We start from the raw sequence: 16,630 nt of genomic DNA, 5'->3' as shown, positions 1-16,630 counted from the left end.
CGGTGCCTCACCAGCTCAACGGAGATACCCGTTATGAAACAACCAAATGCCATTCGCAGAACATTGCTTCTGACCAGCGCCGCGCTGACGCTGGGCTTGGCCGCGCCGATGGCCGTGGCCGAGGAAAAGCCCAAGGATCACGCTGACGGCCCGGCGGCTGCGTATGAACCCAGCATGACAACGCTGGGCCAGCTCAACCTGGAAATCCCCGGCCGCAAGGAAGGCGACCCGGTGATGACTCAGGATGAGTACAACACCGCCAACAAGATCTATTTCGAACGCTGCGCCGGCTGCCACGGCGTGTTGCGCAAGGGCGCCACCGGCAAGGCGCTGACCACCGACGTGACCCGCGAGAACGGGTTCGAATATGTCCGCGACTTCATCACCTACGGCTCGCCCGCCGGTATGCCCAACTGGGGCACCTCGGGTGAACTGACCGAGGAAGAAGTGGACATGATGGCGCGCTATATCCTGCTCGATCCGGCCTCACCGCCGGAGTTTGGCATGCCGGAGATGCGCGAGACCTGGAATCTGATCATCGCGCCCGAAGACCGCCCGTCCGAGAAGATGAACGACTGGGATCTGGACAACCTGTTCTCGGTCACCTTGCGGGACGCGGGCCAGATCGCGCTGATCGACGGGGCCTCCTATGAAATCAAGGCCGTGATCGACACCGGTTATGCGGTTCACATCAGCCGGATTTCCGCGTCGGGCCGCTATCTGTTCGTGATTGGCCGCGACGCCAAGGTGAACATGATCGACCTGTGGATGGAGAACCCCGATACGGTTGCCGAAATCAAGGTCGGCTCCGAGGCGCGTTCGATCGAGACCTCGAAATTCGAGGGGTTCGAGGACAAATACGCCATCGCCGGGTCCTACTGGCCGCCGCAATACGTGATCATGGACGGCGACACGCTGGAGCCGCTCAAGATCAAGTCGACCCGCGGCATGGTCTATGACGAGCAGACCTTCCACCCGGAACCGCGTGTGGCGGCCATCGTGTCCTCGCACTACAACCCCGAGTTCATCGTCAACGTCAAGGAAACCGGCAAGATTCTGATGGTCGACTACTCCGACATTCAGAACCTGAAAGTGACCGAGATCGAGGCCGAACGGTTCCTGCATGATGGCGGGTTCGACAGCACCAAGCGCTACTTCCTGACGGCGGCAAACGCCCGTAACAAGGTTGCGGTCATCGACACCAAGGAAAGCAAACTGACCGCGATCCTTGATACCGATGGTCAGACCCCGCACCCGGGCCGCGGCGCCAACATCATGCACCCGACCTACGGGCCGGTCTGGGCGACCTCGCACCTTGGTGACGAAACCGTGGCGCTGATCGGGACCGATCCCGAAGGCAACCCGGACAACGCCTGGAAGGTCGTGCAGCAGCTCTATTCGATGGGTGGCGGTTCGCTGTTCGTGAAATCTCACCCGACATCGAACCACCTGTATGTCGATGCACCGCTGAACCCGGATGCCGAGATCACCGGTTCGATGGCGGTCTTCAAGATCGACGAGCTGACCCAGGAGGAACCGGAATACACCGTTCTGCCGATCGTGGAATGGGCCGGGATCACCGAAGGCCAGCCGCGCGTGGTGCAGGGCGAGTTCAACCAGGAAGGCAACGAGATCTGGTTCTCGGTCTGGAACGCCAAGGATCTGGAAAGCGCCATCGTGGTTGTCGATGACAAGACGCTGGAACTGAAGTCGGTGATCAAGGACGAGCGCCTGATCACGCCGACCGGCAAGTTCAACGTCTACAACACTCGGGCTGACGTCTACTGATCAGTCCAACGGGGCGGGCCATTTTGCGTTCCTTCGGCCCGCCCCCTTTTCCCTTGCGCCAGCCACCTTCTACTGACGGAGCACGCCATGCATGACGCCGGAAAAGTCCATCTGATCGGAGCCGGGCCGGGAGATCCCGAGTTGATGACCTGCCGGGCGGTTCGGATGCTGCAAGAGGCGGATGTGGTCGTCTATGACAAGCTGGTCAGCCCCGAGATCGTCGCCATGGCGCCTGCGGGCGCGCGGATGATCCCGGTGGGGAAATCCCCGAAATGCCATCCTGTGCCGCAGGATGAGATCAACGACATTCTTTTGAACGAGGCCCGCAAAGGGCATGTGGTCGCGCGCCTGAAGGGCGGCGATCCGATGATATTCGGGCGCGGCTCGGAAGAGGCCGCGTATCTGATGGCCTATGGTGTGCCCGTCGATTACGCTCCCGGCATCACCGCCGCGCAGGGCGCAAGCTGTGCCACCGGCGTGCCGCTGACCCATCGCGGGCTGGCGACATCGGTGCAGTATGTGACCGGGCACCGGCAGGCCGACAGGGTGCTGGATCTGGACTGGAAGCGTCTGGCCGATCCCGACTGTACTCTGGTGATCTACATGGGCGTGGCCAATATCGGCCAGATCGCCATGGGTCTGATGACCGAGAACCTGCCGGGCTCGACCCCGGTTCTGGCCGTGGGCCGCGCGACGACGCCGGATGAGCGCCGTCTGGTGTCCCGTCTGGACCGCATCGCGGCGGATGTGCGGGAGGCGGCGCTGACGGCGCCGACGCTGTTCATCATCGGCAAGGTGGTCTCGCTTTATGCTGAGCAGCCGGTGGGTGAGCTTATGGAGCAGGTGAAAGCGCATGGGTAGCGTCGCTCATAAGGGCTTAGGGCGGCGCCCGACCCTGAGTGGGCGTGAAGCGCCCGCCGTCGTGCCGGAGGCACGCGTTCCGCGTGACGGGGGCGGTCGGGCGCTGCCCGGCGTTGCCGCCGGGCGGTCCGGTTGGACGGCGCGGGCGGTACTGACAACCGCTTTGCTTGTGGCCACCTCGGCCTTTGCTGCCGACGTGCTCGACCCCAACGCACTCAAACGCCTGGTGCATCAGGATTGCGGGTCGTGCCACGGCCTCACGCTGAAAGGTGGGCTGGGTCCGGATCTGCGGGCGCAGAACCTGCAGCATTACGATGTGGACGTCCTGACCGGCGTTATCCTCGACGGCATCCCCGAAACCGCCATGCCGCCCTGGCGCCCGCTGGTCTCGGAAGAAGAGGCCGCGTGGATCGCCCGTTACCTGCTGGAACCGGAGGACCAATGAAACGCTTTGCCCTTGGCCTGATGGCCTCCCTGATGATCTCGGCAGCAAGCGCCGAACCCATGGCGACCGGCGACCTTGGCCTTGTGATCGAGCGGGCCACCGGCACGGTCCTGCTGGTCGATCAGTCCGACCGCGCCGCGCTGGCGCGGATCGAAGGGCTGGGCGATCTGAGCCATGCCTCGCTGGTCTATTCGCCGGACGAACGGTTCGCTTATGTCTTTGGCCGTGACGGAGGTCTGACAAAGGTCGATATCGTCACCCGCCAGATCGCCGGGCGCGTGGTGCAGGCAGGCAATGCCATCGGCGGTGCGATCTCGGACGATGGCGAGCTGGTGGCGGTTTCGAATTACGAACCCGGCGGCGTGCGGGTCTTTGATGCCGACACGCTGGAGATGGTGGCCGACATTCCCACCGACAGCAAAACCATCGGCCTTGTCGATGCGCCGGGGCGGCGGTTCGTGTTCACCATGTGGGATACCGGTGAGACCTGGATCGCGGATTTTGCGGGTAACGACCCGCAGATCACCAAGATCGAGGATATGGGGAAGAACCCCTATGACGCGCTGATCACCGCCAATGGCCGCACCTATATCACCGGCCTGTTTGGCGAAGACGGGCTGACCGCGCTGGACCTGTGGGCCGACAGCCCCGAGCCGATCCGGGTGCTGCCCGGCTATGGCCGGGGTCAGGAAGAGATGCCGGTTTACAAGATGCCGCATCTCGAGGGCTGGGCGCTGACGGGGCGCGAGTTCGTGCTGCCTGCGGTGGGTCACCCGCAGGTGCTGTGGGTCGATGCCGAGACGCTGACCGAGACCGGGCGCACGCAGACCCATGGTCAGCCGGTCTTTGCCATGGCGCGGCCTGATGGGCGGCAGGTCTGGGTCAATTTCGCCCATCCGCTCAACGACACCATTCAGGTGATCGACAGCGTCAACAAGCAGATCATCCACGAATTCAAACCGGGCCCCGCCGTGCTGCATATGGAGTTCACGCCGCGTGGGCATGAGGTGTGGATCAGCGTGCGGGACGCCAACAAGGTCATGGTCTACGACACGCAAACCTTTGAGAAACTGCGCGAGATCGAGGCGGAGAGCCCGTCGGGCATCTTCTTTACAGCCCGCGCGCACAGAACGGGGCTGTGACCGAGATGTGCCATATCACCGATCCCATCGACCGCGCCCTGCTGGACGACTGGCAGCGTGATTTCCCGGTGACCGCGCGCCCGTTTGCGGTGCTGGCGCAGGTGTTGGACCTGACCGAGGCCGATGTGATCGACCGCCTGGCGCGGATGCGCGCGGCGGGGCGGATCACCCGGGTGGGGGCGACGATCGCGCCGGGCACCGTCTCGGCCAGTACGCTTGCCGCCGTGGCCGCGCCCGAGGAACGGATCGAGGAGGTGGCGGCGCTGATCGATGCCGAGCCCGGCGTGAACCACAACTATCTGCGCGAGGATCGCTGGAACCTGTGGTTCGTGGCCACCGGGCCGGACCGGGAACATGTGAACGACACGCTAGCGCGGATCGAGGCGCGCACCGGGCTGCGGGTGCTCGATCTGCGGCTGGTGCGTCCGTTCAACGTCGATCTGGGCTTCCGGATGGCAGCCAAGACGCCCCGCGTCCCGGCCCCGCGCCGGATCGACCGCGCCGCGATGCAGAGTGGAGACCGGGACTTGTTGCAGGCGCTCAGTTCCGGCCTGCCGCTGGTGGCCGAGCCTTATGCGGCACTGGCCAAGTCATTGGGCCGTGACAGCGGGGAGGTCATGGAGCGCATCGCGGCGCTGCATGGGGCGGGCATCATCTCGCGGCTGGGCGTTATCGTGCGGCACCGGGCGCTGGGGTGGTCCGCCAATGCGATGGTGGTCTGGGACCTGCCGGCCGAACAGATCGACGCTGCGGGCCCGGCGCTGGCCGCGCATCCCGGTGTGACACTCTGTTACGAGCGCCGCCCGGCCGAGGGGGTCTGGCCCTATCGCCTTTACTCCATGATCCACGCCCGCTCACGCCCCGAGGCGCGCGAGGTTCTGGCCGGGGCCTCGGCCCTGCCCGAACTGGCGGGGGTTTCGCACAAGGTGCTGTTCTCGGTCCGCTGCTTCAAGCAGACCGGCGCGCTGATCAAGCCGAAGGAGGCCGCCGCATGACGCCGCTCGATGCCACCGACCGCCGCCTGCTGAACCGGATGCAGGAAGACCTGCCGCTGGTCGCCCATCCCTATGCCGCCGTGGCGGAGGAGCTGGGGATCGGCGAGGATGAGCTGCTGGCGCGGCTGGCCCGCATGAAGGAGGACCGGGTGATCACCCGGTTCGGGCCGTTCTTCGATGCCGCTGCCATGGGTGGGGCCTTTTGCCTGTGTGCCATGGCGGTGCCGGAGGCGGAGTTCGAAACCGTCCTGACCAAAGTCAATGCGCATGCGGAAGTGGCGCATAATTATCAGCGCACGCACCGGCTGAACATGTGGTTCGTTCTGGCCACCGAAACGCCTGACGGGATCGGGGCCTGCGCCGATGCGATTGAACGGGAAACGGGGATAACGGTCCTGCGGTTTCCGAAACTGCAAGAGTTCTTCATCGGGTTCCGGGTGGCGGCATGATTGACGACACGGACAGACAGATCATCGCGGCGATGCAGGGCGGTTTGCCGCTGGTCCCTGCCCCCTTTGCCAAGATCGCCGCGCGGCTGGAGATGGACGAGGGCGACCTGATGGCGCGCATCGCGGCGATGAAGGCCAGCGGTGTGATCCGGCGCATTGCCGCCGCGCCCAATCACTACAAGCTGGGCATGACCGCGAACGGGATGACCGTGTGGGACGTCGAGGATGCCCGCATCGCCGAGCTCGGCGCGCAGGTGGGCGCCCTGCCCTTTGTCACCCATTGCTACGAACGTCCCCGCGCCCTGCCCGACTGGCCCTATAACCTGTTTGCCATGGTTCATGGCGCCTCGGGCGATGAGGTCGAGGAAAAGCGGGCGCAGATCGCGGCGCTGCTGGGGGCGGCCTGCCGGGGGCACGACATTCTCTATTCAACGCGCATCCTGAAAAAAACCGGGCTGCGCCTGAAAGAAAGGAACTGACATGTTCCGACTGAGCGAATACATGAAGCAGCTGGTCGCGCCGACACCGGTGCGCAAACGCCGCCCCGGCCCGCTAAAGCCGGTGGTGATCTGGAACCTGACGCGGCGGTGCAACCTGAAATGCCGTCACTGCTACACGGTGTCGGCGGATGTGAACTTCCCGGGTGAGCTGAGCCATGAACAGGCGATGGAGACGCTGGAGGATCTGGGCCGGTTCCGTATCCCGGCGCTGATCCTGTCGGGCGGCGAGCCGCTGGACCGGTTCGATTTCTACGATATCGCGACCCGGGCGCGGGACCTGGTGCCGATGCTGGCGCTGTCGACCAATGGCACCAAGATCCATGGCGAGGCCGCCGACCGGATTGCCGAGGTGGGGTTCAGCTATGTGGGCATTTCACTCGACGGGATCGGGGCCACCAATGACTGGTTCCGGGGTGTCGAGGGCGCCTTTTCCGATGCGTTGCGCGGGGTGCGCGAATGCAAGAAACGCGGCATCAAGGTGGGGCTGCGGTTCTGTCTGACCGAAGGCACGCAGCATCATCTTCCGGACCTGCTGAAACTCTGCGATGACGAAGGGGTGGACAAGTTCTATCTGTCGCATCTGGTTTATGCGGGCCGGGGCGACAAGAACCGGGGCGAGGATGCCGAGCGCAAGCGGACCCGTCATGCGATGGATCTGCTGCTGGAGCGGGCCTGGGACGGTGTGCAGGGCGGCCAGCCGCTGGATATCGTGACCGGCAACAATGACGCCGATGCCGGGTATTTCCTGGGCTGGGTGCAGCACAACTTCGATGACGCGCATGCGGCACATGTGCGCGGGCATCTGGCGGCCTGGGGCGGGAATTCTTCCGGCCTCGGTGTGGCCAATATCGACAATCTGGGCCGGGTGCATCCCGACACTTATTGGTCGGATTACACCGTCGGGAATGTGAAAACGGCGGCGTTTTCCGAGCTGTGGACCGGCGGCGACCGGATGCTGGAGTTGCTGCGGACGCGGCCTCGCCCGTTGAAAGGGCGCTGCGGGGCGTGCCGGTTGCAGGATGTCTGTGGCGGCAACACCCGCATCCGGGCGCTGCAGCTGACCGGCGATCCCTGGGCCGAGGATCCGGCCTGTTACCTGTCTGATGCCGAGATCGGGGTCGAAGGCGGTGAGCGGCTGGAAGTGACGCCATTTCGGGGGAAGAGCCATGATCCGGCGCATCAGTTCTTTTGATTTGGCGGGGCGTGGCTCCGCAACGGCTGTGCGGGCGGCAAGTGCGGGAGCCTCCGGCGGGAGTATTTTTGAAAAGATGAAGATCGGGGGCGTTCTTTGGGCTCTGGCCGTCGTGCTTGCTGGAGCGGCGCAGGCGGGGCCGGTGGAGGATTATGCGGAGAACTGTGCCTCGTGCCATGGGGTCGACCGGCTGGGCGGGCTGGGGCCCGCGCTGATTCCCGAGACGCTGCGGCGGATGCGGGGGCCGAAAGTGGCCGCCGTGATCCGGGACGGGCGCGCGGCGACGCAGATGCCGGGATTTGGCGATGCGCTGGACGAGGCCGCGATTGCGGCGCTGTCGGACTATCTCAAGGAGCCGCTGGCAGAGGTGCCGCCCTGGGGCGAGGCCGAGATCTTGGCGAGCCGGGTGTTGGATGAGGAGTATGTGGCGGCGGCGGCTCCGGTCTGGGACAGTGATCCGATGAACATCACGCTGGTGGTGGAGACCGGCGATCATCATGTCAGCGTGCTGGATGGCGATACATTCGCGGTTCTGGACCGGTTCGAGACGCCATTCGCCGTGCATGGCGGGCCGAAATTCAGCCCCGACGGGCGTTATGTCTTCATCATGTCGCGCGATGGCTGGGTGCAGAAATATGACCTCTGGTCCCTGAGCCAAGTGGGCCGCGTGCGCGCGGGGCTGAACAGCCGCAACATTGCCATGAGCCATGACGGCAAGTGGCTGGCGGTGGCGAATTACCTGCCGATGACGCTGACGATCCTGTCCACCGAGGATCTGTCGGTGGCCCGCGTCATGGAGGTGGTGAGCAAGCAGGGCGAGCCCAGCCGGGTCTCGGCCGTTTATCAGGCGCCGCAGCGGCAGAGCTTTATCCTGGCGCTCAAGGATGCGCCCGAGATCTGGGAAGTGGCGACCGATCCGGATGCCGATCCGGTTTATGAAGGGTTCATCCACACCCAGCGCAAGGGGATGATCGAGGCGATCCCGTCCTCGGAGGGGCTGTTTGCGCGGCGGCGGATCGAGATCAGCGAGCCGCTGGACGATTTCTTTTTCGACGACGATTACCGCAATCTGATCGGGGCCGCGCGCGATGGGGTGCGGGGCGTGGTCGTCAACCTGAATGTGGGCCGCGAGATCGCCGAACTGCCGCTGGAGGGGATGCCACATCTGGGCTCGGGCATCAGTTGGGAGCGGGATGGCCGCAGGGTGATGGCGACGCCGCATCTGAAGGAGGGCAAGCTCTCGATCCTCGATACCGAAAGCTGGGAGGCGATCACGACGATCAGGACCGAGGGGCCGGGGTTCTTTCTGCGCAGCCATGAGAACACGCCCTATTTCTGGGCCGATGTGTTCTTTGGCCCCAACAAGGACGCGATGCATGTGATCGACAAGCAGAGTCTTGAGATCGTGCGCACGCTACGTCCGGTGCCGGATGCCACGGTCGCGCATGTGGAGTTCACCCGCGACGGCAAACACGCGCTGGTCTCGGTCTGGGAGGAGGACGGCGCGGTGATCGTCTATGATGCGCAGACGCTGGAAGAGGTCAAACGGTTGCCGATGCGCAAACCGTCGGGAAAATACAATGTCTTCAACAAGATCACCTTCTCGGAAGGCACCAGCCACTGAGGGCCGCTGGCCGGTCTGGAAACTGGCGCTGCTGCTTTACCCCTTTGCTGCCGGAACGGTGGCGATCAACCTGTTTCTGGCGGGGCTGATCGCGCATGCCGTCGGGTATTCGGCGCTGAGCCCGATCGCCTCGATCCTGTGGTCCCTGCCGCTGGGCATACCGGCCACCTGGGCGGCGGGGCGTTGGGTGCGCAGTCTCATGGATGAGGCGGACGGGTAGCTCAGGCCGCGAGCGCGGGGTCCTTGCGGCGGGCCAGAGGGCGCCCGGCAACGGCGAGGAAGGCGGTTGAGACGGCGATGCCCAGAATGGCGGGGCAGTAGAGCAGCCACCACAGCTCGGGCCGCTGGATCACCACCGGGGCGATCACGCCGCGTATGCCTTCGAGAACGACGAGGATGGTGAAGGCGGTCAGGATCTGGGGCCACAACCCAAACCGTGAAAAGCCGCCGAGCATCAGGGTGGCAAACCCCATCAGCGCCACGGCGATGCAGATGGCGATCCATGAAAACCGCTGATGCAGTTCCTCGATCATTTCGCCGACGCTGTATTCCTCGACCTCGGAAATGCTGTCCCGGTCGAGGATCAGATCGACGGTCGGGATCGCCTGCAGGCTGCGTTTCAGCATGCCGCCACCCCGGGTAAGCGAGGAGATGTCGTATGAGACGTCCTGAAACAGCGTGGTCGACATGGTGCGCGTGCCGGTGTCGTAGCGCAGCGCCATGCCGTCGAGCATGACCAGGTTGAGCCCTGCCCCGCCGCGCACCAAAAAGGCGCGCGTGCCGGAATAGGTCACGGGTTCTGCCGGGTCGCGCCGGTCCGAGAGGAACACGTCGTTCAGGGTGCCGTCCAGTTCGATGCTGCCGATATAGACCGTGACCCCATCCGCCGGGTGCAGGAACTCGCCCTCGTTCAGAAGCTGCGCGGTGACGTCGCCCGCGACCTCCTGCTGGCGCTGTTCCAGTTGCAGGACGGAGGCCGGGCGCAGGTAGAGGCTGATCGCGCCCATCATCAGCCCCGAGATCAGGCCGAAGAGCAGCACCGGGCGTGCCAGACGCCAGGGGCTTGAGCCAGTGGCCAGCATCACCGTCAGCTCGCTTTCCCGGCTGAGCCGGTTGGTGGCATAGACCGAGGCGGCGAAGATCGCCATGGGCATGACGGTGCGGATCAGCGTGGGCAGCGACAGCGCGGTGAATTCCAGAAACACCATGGCCGACTGGCCGCCGCTGATGACCCGGTCGAACAGGCTGACCGAGCGGGTGATCCAGAACACGCCGACCAGAACCAGGGTGAAAAAGCCGAACAGCACCAGCAGTTGTCGCAGGAAGTATCCGTCGAAGCGCGACATGTCTCTCCTATCCGGGCGGTTCGAATTCCAGCCGACATTAAGCCATTACCGCGGCAGAGGAAACCGGGTCAGCGGACATTCTGTGCCGGGATCAGGATGCGGTGGCGCCAGAGCCAGGTGAGGAGTTTTTTGGCTCGTTCAGGAGTGGTTTGGTTCGTCCATCTGCGGGCGATGGCGTCGGCGGATTGGCCGGGCGTGAGGCGGTGCAGGAGCGGTGCGATGCGCAGGCCGTCGAGGAAAACCACGGGGCGGTTTAGGTTTGGATGGGTCAGGGCGGTTTCAGGGCGGATCAGGGTTTCGGTCTGGATGGCGGAGGGTTTTAGCGCGGCCTCGGGAGAGAGGCGCAGCGGGAGGTCGCTTGGCGGGGCAGTGACCAGCAGGTCCGGGGGTGGGGTGGCCAGCCAATCCGGTGGGGTGGCGCGGTCGGTCCAGAACGGGTTGGGATGGTGCCGCGCCCGCCGGGCGTAGTAGTCGGCGGCAAGGGTTGCGTGGGTGCGGATACGCTCGGTCTGGCGGTCGGCGGCGAAGGTGAGGGCCAGTTCGGTATCTTGGGGGCGGATCAGCAGGGTGTGGGCCACGGCTGCTGTCTGCATCGCCTGACCCAGCGCCGATTGCACGCCCTGTGAGGACAGCGGGTCGATCGAAAAGCTGGCCTCACCCACGCGCAGCAGATGCGCTGCGGGTGGGGTCTGTTCGGCGTAGCTGGCGGCGTCGCAGCTGCGGACATGACCCCGGCGGCTTGTATCGAGGCAGGGCGAAAGCAGCGTCGATTGCGCCAGCAGGTTCAGGTAGAGGTCGCGACGGTCTGCGGGGGAGAGGCCAGCGGCCCGTGCGGGGTCGAGGAATATGGTGGCGTTCACCGTGCCATCGGGCAGCAGCGCGCCCCAGTACCACTGCGCCTCACCCGCCTCGACCCGGGTTTCGGGGCCGAAACCGGGGGGTGGCTGCCAGTAGGCGTAGAGGGCCAGCAAGGGTTGCGAACAGCGGCGGAATTTGCGGGCAAGACCGGCCTGTTTGCCTGCCGCGTCGATCAGCAGGCGGGTGTGGATGGTCTGTGGCGTCTCCCCTCGCAAAGGGACTTCCCAGCCCTTTGTTGTGCGCCGGGGGCGGTGGGCGCGGGCGGGTTGGAGGACGGCGACCCCGGCCTCGTCTGCGGCGTGCAGCAGCAGGGCGTCGAAGCCGGCGCGGTTCACCAGCAGGCCCGGTGCGCCGGGGGACGTGCCGCGCCGTTCGAATTCCCCGCCCCAGTAGAGGATCGAGCCGTGGGAGCGGAGGAAGCCCGCGCGCTCGAACCGGTCGCGCAGGCCGAGGGCGGTGAGCGTGGGCAGGATCGAGGGGGGCAGTGACTCGCCGATATGGGCGCGGGGGAAGGCGGCGCGTTCGACAAGGGTGACGCGGTGGCCGAGTTGGGCCAGCCGCAGGGCGACGCCGGACCCGGCGGGGCCGCCGCCGATAACGCAGATTTCGGTCTCGTGGCGCGGGGGCATGGGGTCAGGCTTGGGCGGCAGCGGGGACGGCGCCGAAATAGTCGGGGCGGGCCTCAGACAGGCGGATATAGGCCTGCAGGCAGTAGTGCAGCCAGCCGCGGATATAGTCGCAGGCGGGGCGACCACGGTGGATCACCTCGTGATGACAGCCGCCACCGCAGAGATAGCGCGCCCAGCAGGTGGTGCACGGGGGTTGGCGGTGCACATGGCGGTCTGACAGCCAGGCCTCGCGCCTTGGATCGGGGCCGTCGGTGACGGTGCCCATGGCGCCGTCCGCGTCCTCGACAAAGCGGTGGCAGGCGAAGAGGCCGCCATCGGCGGAAACCCCGAAATAGCCCGCCCCCGCGCCGCAGGGATACGGGCGGTGGGTGCCGCGATGAATCTCGTGCATGGCGGCGGACATGTTGGAGAACGGGTAGCGGCGGCCTGCGATCACGGCGGCCTCGAAGGCCTGACCGCAACGGATCATCTGGGCCAGCATCTGGTCCAGCCCGGGTTTGTCCAGCTCGTGCTGCCCGTTGGGCGCGGTCAGCATGGGCGAGAAACCGACCGAGTGGAACCCCATCGCCACGAAACGGTCGAGCGTTTCGGGCAGGTCCATGTTCTGCGGCGTGACCGTCACGCGGGCGCCCACCTGCATGCGCTTTTGGCGGGCCAGCAGCGGTTCGACCCGTTTCAGGATCACATCGAAGCTGCCGCGCCCGCCGCGATAGGGGCGCAGGCGGTCATGGGCCGCACCGATGCCGTCGAGGCTGATGGTGACGGCAAAGCCGTGCTGTTCGAAAAACTCTCCATCCTCGGAGCGCAGCAACGTGCCGTTGGTGGTGATCGAGAACCCGGTGCGCACGCCCTTGGCCTGGGCCTGTTGGGTGGCGTATTCGGTGGTGCGGCGGATCAGGTCGCGGTTGATCAGCGGCTCGCCCCCGAGATAGGCGAGGTTGATGCGGACGCCCGGCTCGGCCTCGGCGATCAGGCGGTCGACCGAGGCCTTGGCGACCGCCCACGGCATGTTTCGCGCGGGCGCGCCGAAATCACCGCCCGAGGCGTAGCAATAGGTGCAGGCGAGGTTGCATTTCTGCGCCACCGCCAGCGACAGGGAACGGACCGGCATGTCCTGCGGCGGTGCGTCGTCGATGTAAGGAGCGTCCCCCGCCCCGAGGCCGGACAGGAACGCGGCCTGCTGCGCGGCATCCCAGCCCGACCACGCCGCCGCGCTGCCCGGGGGGACGTCGAAGACCCGTGAGCCGTCGACCGCCAGCATGTGCTGCCCGTGCTGGGTGTCGAAGAAATGGGCGGCGCCCGCGAGGCCACGCAGATCCGGCGGGGCCTGGGTCATGGGTCGTGATCCGGCCAGAAGGGAATGCCGATCTGGTCGGCGGCGAGCTTTTCGCCCTCATCCCGCAGGATCTTCATCTCGGCGCGAACCTGAGACAGATAATCCTGCGCCTCGGGGTAATCCTTGCCCGCCTCGGAGACATAGGCGTCGTGCAGCCCCTCTTTGACATTGTCGAAGATGTCGAGCGCATGTCTGGCCTGCTCCTCGGTTCCGACCTCGACCGGGCGCAGATAGGCCGGGAGCCCCTCGCCTGTGTTGTACTTGGCCAGAACCTCTTTCATCTGGCGGAAGCGCAGATAGTGTTCGTCCCCGTCGGTGTCGATGCGCACGGCCAGCGTGTAGAGGTGACGTTCGTACAGGTCCCTCTGTTCGAGGGTCGCCACGCAGCGGGCATAGGCGCGGTCGATATAGCCGCCGGGGCGCTCGATCTCGATGAAATCGTCGATGGCCTCGGTGGTCAGCGGGCGCAGCGAGCGGGGATAGACCTTGCCCGGGCCGGGGCCGAAGCGCAGGGTTTTGGCGGGCGTGAGGACCGGTTTGTAATCCTTGCCCTGCAACTCCCACAGCAGTTGGTTGGCGCAGCGCATATGGGTCATTTCGCCAATCGCCACCTCGATCAGCGCGCGGCGGGCGAAGATCAGGTCGTCCTTGAGCGTGGGCCAGCGGGCGGTGTCCGCCGTTTCGGGATCGGCCAGGGTGAAATAGGCATAGAGATATTGCAGGCTGAGCGTCATCTCCATCGGTGCGAGCCGGGTGCGCAGATCGGCGATCATCTCGGCGGTGGAGGGATAGGGCAGCACGTCCGGCAGGTCGATATCGGCCTCGTAGACCTCGCCGGTTTCGCGGCCCTCGACGACGATGGGCAGATCGCTCCACATCTGGTTGACCTGATAGTGGTCGATCTGGAACGGGCGGTTCTGTTCGACCGTGTTGAACGCGGCCACATTGCCCGCCGGGCTGCGGTCCGAGCGCAGCCAGTCGAGATAGGTTTCCGCCTTGATCGGGTTGTAGGACTGGCCGGTGGGCAGGGCGTGGGCCGGATCGGTCTCGGCCATCACCACATCGGGGTGGTTCGACGGCCAATAGTGACAGCCGCAGTCGCGGAAGTCGTGGGACCACGGGTTGCAGAGGCTCTGGGTCAGTTCGCCGGGGTCGTAGGCATCGCTGAACACGCCCGCCTCGGTGCGGTAGCGGCGGCGGTAGCCGTGCAGCTCGACCGGTTCGGTGTCCACGATCCCTTCATGATTGCGGCGGACCAGCGCGAGCGAGACCGGGTTGTCCGATCCGGCCTCAAGGCTGCGGATGAAGCGCCAGACCATCATGCCGTCATAGGGCGTGCCGTCCTCGTCATGCATGTCGATGCGGCGCTCGCCCTGCTGGACCCAGGACAGGAACCAGCGCCCGGTGCCGAGCTTGGTGCCGATGTCGCCGCGATAGGCGGACAGCAAGGTCTGCACCCAGTCCTCGCTACTGTCGTCGGGCAGCATCGGGTCGTACATGTAGTCGACAAAGACCAGATGGAAGCCTTGGGTGTTCTTGGGCGCCTCGGGCACCGGGTTGAGCGGCACCCGCACGGCGTTGAACACCAGCCCGGGAAAGAAGCGGCGGTCGAGGTCGCGGACGTCCATTTCCAGCCCTGGAAAACAGTTGCCGACCGAGCCGTCGAGCCTTGTGTTGGCCGGGTTGCCGGGCACGCGGTAAGCGGCGCGGGCAGTCAGGTTGCGGGGTTTGACGCGGATTGGCTTGGGCTGGTCAGGCATCTTTCTGCCCTCCTGCATCCATTGGTGCGGGCGGGTGGGCCTGCAGATAGTCGATGAACGAGACCACCAGGTGATACTGGCGGCGCGAGAGCGACAGCGGGTAATAGTTGGAATCGCGCATATAGGGCGGCATGCGCGCATCATGCATCTGATCGCGAACGATGCGGGGGTCGCGGAATGCGGGGTTGGGCTCCTGATCCGGGTTCGGGTCGGCCTCAAGCTGGGTCAGGATGCCGAAGGGCGGGCGCAGCAGCCGTTTGACGTAATCCGGGCGGCGGCGGAGGAAATCCAGAAGTGCGACCTCATCCACCAGTTGCTCGTGCACGAACTTGACCGCGACGGTGTAGGGCAGCCGGTCGTTGGGCACCGAGTTGGAGAAGACCGAGACCGGCTGCGGCCGGATCAGGTCGGGGATCTTGTCGGGGGGGACGGCATCCTCTTCGGTCATCGAGCGGGCATCGGTCGAGGGCAGGCCCGGGGTCGGCGGGATCTTGGTCTGGGCCTGAAGCGAGGCGTTGTCCTTGAGGCCCTGTGCACGGATGTCGTCGAGATTGATCAGGCTGTTGGTCTCGAACGCGCGGCGGAAGATGTCGATGACCTCGTCCTTGCAGGCCTCGTAGGTCTGCTCGGTCACCTCGATCAGAGACAGGTCGCGGTCGTCGAGATCGTCGGCCAGGCTGTAGAACGGGCGCCGGTCGGGGGCGAAATCGGGCGGGCCGGTGAAGATGCGGGCGCGCGCGGTCAGGCGCTCGCCACCGACCGAGAGATAGGCCTCGATGGTGCCGTCGCTGGTGTCGTCGACGACGCCCCAGGACTGGTCGTTGCCGACGCGGGCGCCGTCATAGCTGTCATGCGGTTCGGGATCGTCGTAGAGCCCGGTCATCATGATCCATTGCGACCACGGGGTGTCGGGGTTGAGGATGCGGTTCTGTGGCGGCACGATTTCGTGGATGCGGCCATATTCCGACTTGGGCGGGTCGTTCAGATAGCCCGGCACGGCCAGCGTGGCGGGGCCATAGGCGGCGTCGGGCGGGCCATAGACCTCACCCGGCGGTGGAGTGAAACGCAGGCGCAGGATGCTGAGATCGACGGTTTCGTCGCCGCAGGTCTCGCAAGCGCCTGGGACCGGGCGGATGGCGCGGACGGTGCCCAGCGGGATCGGGTTGTGCTCGTAGACCAGCGGCTGCTGTTCCGAGGTGTGGGGGCTGAAGGCCAGCAGTGGCTTGCGGGTGAAATCGTCGCCCGCGATCTCGGTCCGGACGCGGAAACCGCAGGCGGCATCGCCGGTGCGTCGGGCGGCTTTCTGGTTGCCGACCGTGACGTGGTAGCGGACATGTTTCAGCGACAGCCCGTGCCGGTCCAGCAGATCGGGGGTGATCGGGGTTTCGTATTCCTCGCCGCTGTCGGCATCATGCAGCCGCGCCCACAGCTCAAAGAACGGTGCCACAGGACGCAGGGCGCCGGTGTCTTCGTCCCGGAACCGTATTTTCCGGGGGTCCGGCAGATAGGCCGAGATGCTGCCATCCTCGCTTTCCTTCAGCGTCACCGAGGATCGGATCACCGTTTGGTTGTTGCCATGGGCATCCACGTCCTGTTCCCACTCATAGCTTTCGAGCGGGGTCTTGCCCGGCCCCAGCCGGGCGACCGCCATGGGCGGCAGAAAGAAAATCTCGCGTATGGTTTCCATCAGTCGGGCCTCCCACCC

At 65.6% G+C, this 16,630-nt stretch carries 15 protein-coding genes; 10 read left to right on the top strand and 5 right to left on the bottom strand.

Translation table 11 applies throughout. The features are described from left to right. Positions 1–33 precede the first annotated feature (33 nt). From AB3N21_RS00175 to AB3N21_RS00130, 10 genes are all read left to right on the top strand, one after another. Positions 34–1,788: a cytochrome D1 domain-containing protein gene (locus AB3N21_RS00175; protein ID WP_367933305.1), complete on the top strand. Its 1,755-nt coding sequence runs from the start codon at positions 34–36 to the stop codon at positions 1,786–1,788. 87 nt (positions 1,789–1,875) lie between these two features. Beyond that, positions 1,876–2,649 (top strand): uroporphyrinogen-III C-methyltransferase, encoded by a 774-nt coding sequence (gene cobA / locus AB3N21_RS00170; RefSeq protein WP_367933304.1) that lies wholly within the window; start codon positions 1,876–1,878, stop codon positions 2,647–2,649. After that, entirely contained in the window at positions 2,642–3,094 is a 453-nt protein-coding gene (locus tag AB3N21_RS00165; RefSeq protein WP_367933303.1) for a cytochrome c, read from the top strand. Before cobA ends, AB3N21_RS00165 begins: the two co-directional genes overlap by 8 nt. Further along, positions 3,091–4,236 carry a cytochrome D1 domain-containing protein gene (locus AB3N21_RS00160; protein ID WP_367933302.1) on the top strand — a complete coding sequence of 382 codons (1,146 nt, stop codon included), beginning with the start codon at positions 3,091–3,093 and terminating at the stop codon, positions 4,234–4,236. Before AB3N21_RS00165 ends, AB3N21_RS00160 begins: the two co-directional genes overlap by 4 nt. A gap of 5 nt (positions 4,237–4,241) precedes the next feature. Beyond that, on the top strand, positions 4,242–5,231 hold the full coding sequence (locus AB3N21_RS00155; protein ID WP_367933301.1) for an Lrp/AsnC family transcriptional regulator: 990 nt from the start codon (positions 4,242–4,244) through the stop codon (positions 5,229–5,231). After that, positions 5,228–5,680, top strand: a complete 453-nt coding sequence (locus tag AB3N21_RS00150; RefSeq protein ID WP_367933300.1) for an Lrp/AsnC family transcriptional regulator — start codon at positions 5,228–5,230, stop codon at positions 5,678–5,680. Before AB3N21_RS00155 ends, AB3N21_RS00150 begins: the two co-directional genes overlap by 4 nt. Continuing rightward, positions 5,677–6,159, top strand: a complete 483-nt coding sequence (locus tag AB3N21_RS00145; protein WP_367933299.1) for an Lrp/AsnC family transcriptional regulator — start codon at positions 5,677–5,679, stop codon at positions 6,157–6,159. The genes AB3N21_RS00150 and AB3N21_RS00145 overlap by 4 nt, the downstream gene beginning before the upstream one ends. 1 nt (position 6,160) lies before the next feature. Next, entirely contained in the window at positions 6,161–7,372 is a 1,212-nt protein-coding gene (gene nirJ, locus AB3N21_RS00140) for a heme d1 biosynthesis radical SAM protein NirJ (RefSeq protein WP_367933298.1), read from the top strand. 76 nt (positions 7,373–7,448) lie between these two features. Further along, complete coding sequence (locus AB3N21_RS00135) at positions 7,449–8,996, top strand: cytochrome D1 domain-containing protein (RefSeq protein WP_367933297.1); 1,548 nt, start codon at positions 7,449–7,451, stop codon at positions 8,994–8,996. Beyond that, on the top strand, positions 8,953–9,216 hold the full coding sequence (locus AB3N21_RS00130; protein ID WP_367933296.1) for a hypothetical protein: 264 nt from the start codon (positions 8,953–8,955) through the stop codon (positions 9,214–9,216). Before AB3N21_RS00135 ends, AB3N21_RS00130 begins: the two co-directional genes overlap by 44 nt. 1 nt (position 9,217) lies before the next feature. On the opposite strand, the gene lptF is transcribed toward AB3N21_RS00130, so the two are convergent. From lptF to AB3N21_RS00105, 5 genes are all read right to left on the bottom strand, one after another. Next, positions 9,218–10,342 (bottom strand): LPS export ABC transporter permease LptF, encoded by a 1,125-nt coding sequence (gene lptF, locus AB3N21_RS00125; protein ID WP_367933295.1) that lies wholly within the window; start codon positions 10,340–10,342, stop codon positions 9,218–9,220. 68 nt (positions 10,343–10,410) lie between these two features. After that, a complete protein-coding gene (locus AB3N21_RS00120) occupies positions 10,411–11,829 on the bottom strand; it encodes an NAD(P)/FAD-dependent oxidoreductase (protein WP_367933294.1) in 1,419 nt (472 codons plus the stop codon). A gap of 4 nt (positions 11,830–11,833) precedes the next feature. Continuing rightward, entirely contained in the window at positions 11,834–13,165 is a 1,332-nt protein-coding gene (locus tag AB3N21_RS00115; RefSeq protein WP_367933293.1) for a radical SAM protein, read from the bottom strand. Next, entirely contained in the window at positions 13,162–14,925 is a 1,764-nt protein-coding gene (locus tag AB3N21_RS00110) for a ferritin-like domain-containing protein (RefSeq protein ID WP_367933292.1), read from the bottom strand. The genes AB3N21_RS00115 and AB3N21_RS00110 overlap by 4 nt, the downstream gene beginning before the upstream one ends. Next, positions 14,918–16,612: a hypothetical protein gene (locus AB3N21_RS00105; protein WP_367933291.1), complete on the bottom strand. Its 1,695-nt coding sequence runs from the start codon at positions 16,610–16,612 to the stop codon at positions 14,918–14,920. Before AB3N21_RS00105 ends, AB3N21_RS00110 begins: the two co-directional genes overlap by 8 nt. Positions 16,613–16,630: the final 18 nt, after the last annotated feature.

This window comes from Ruegeria sp., assembly GCF_040830605.1.
GTDB lineage: Bacteria > Pseudomonadota > Alphaproteobacteria > Rhodobacterales > Rhodobacteraceae > Ruegeria.
This window is presented reverse-complemented; position numbering and strand designations above follow the sequence as displayed.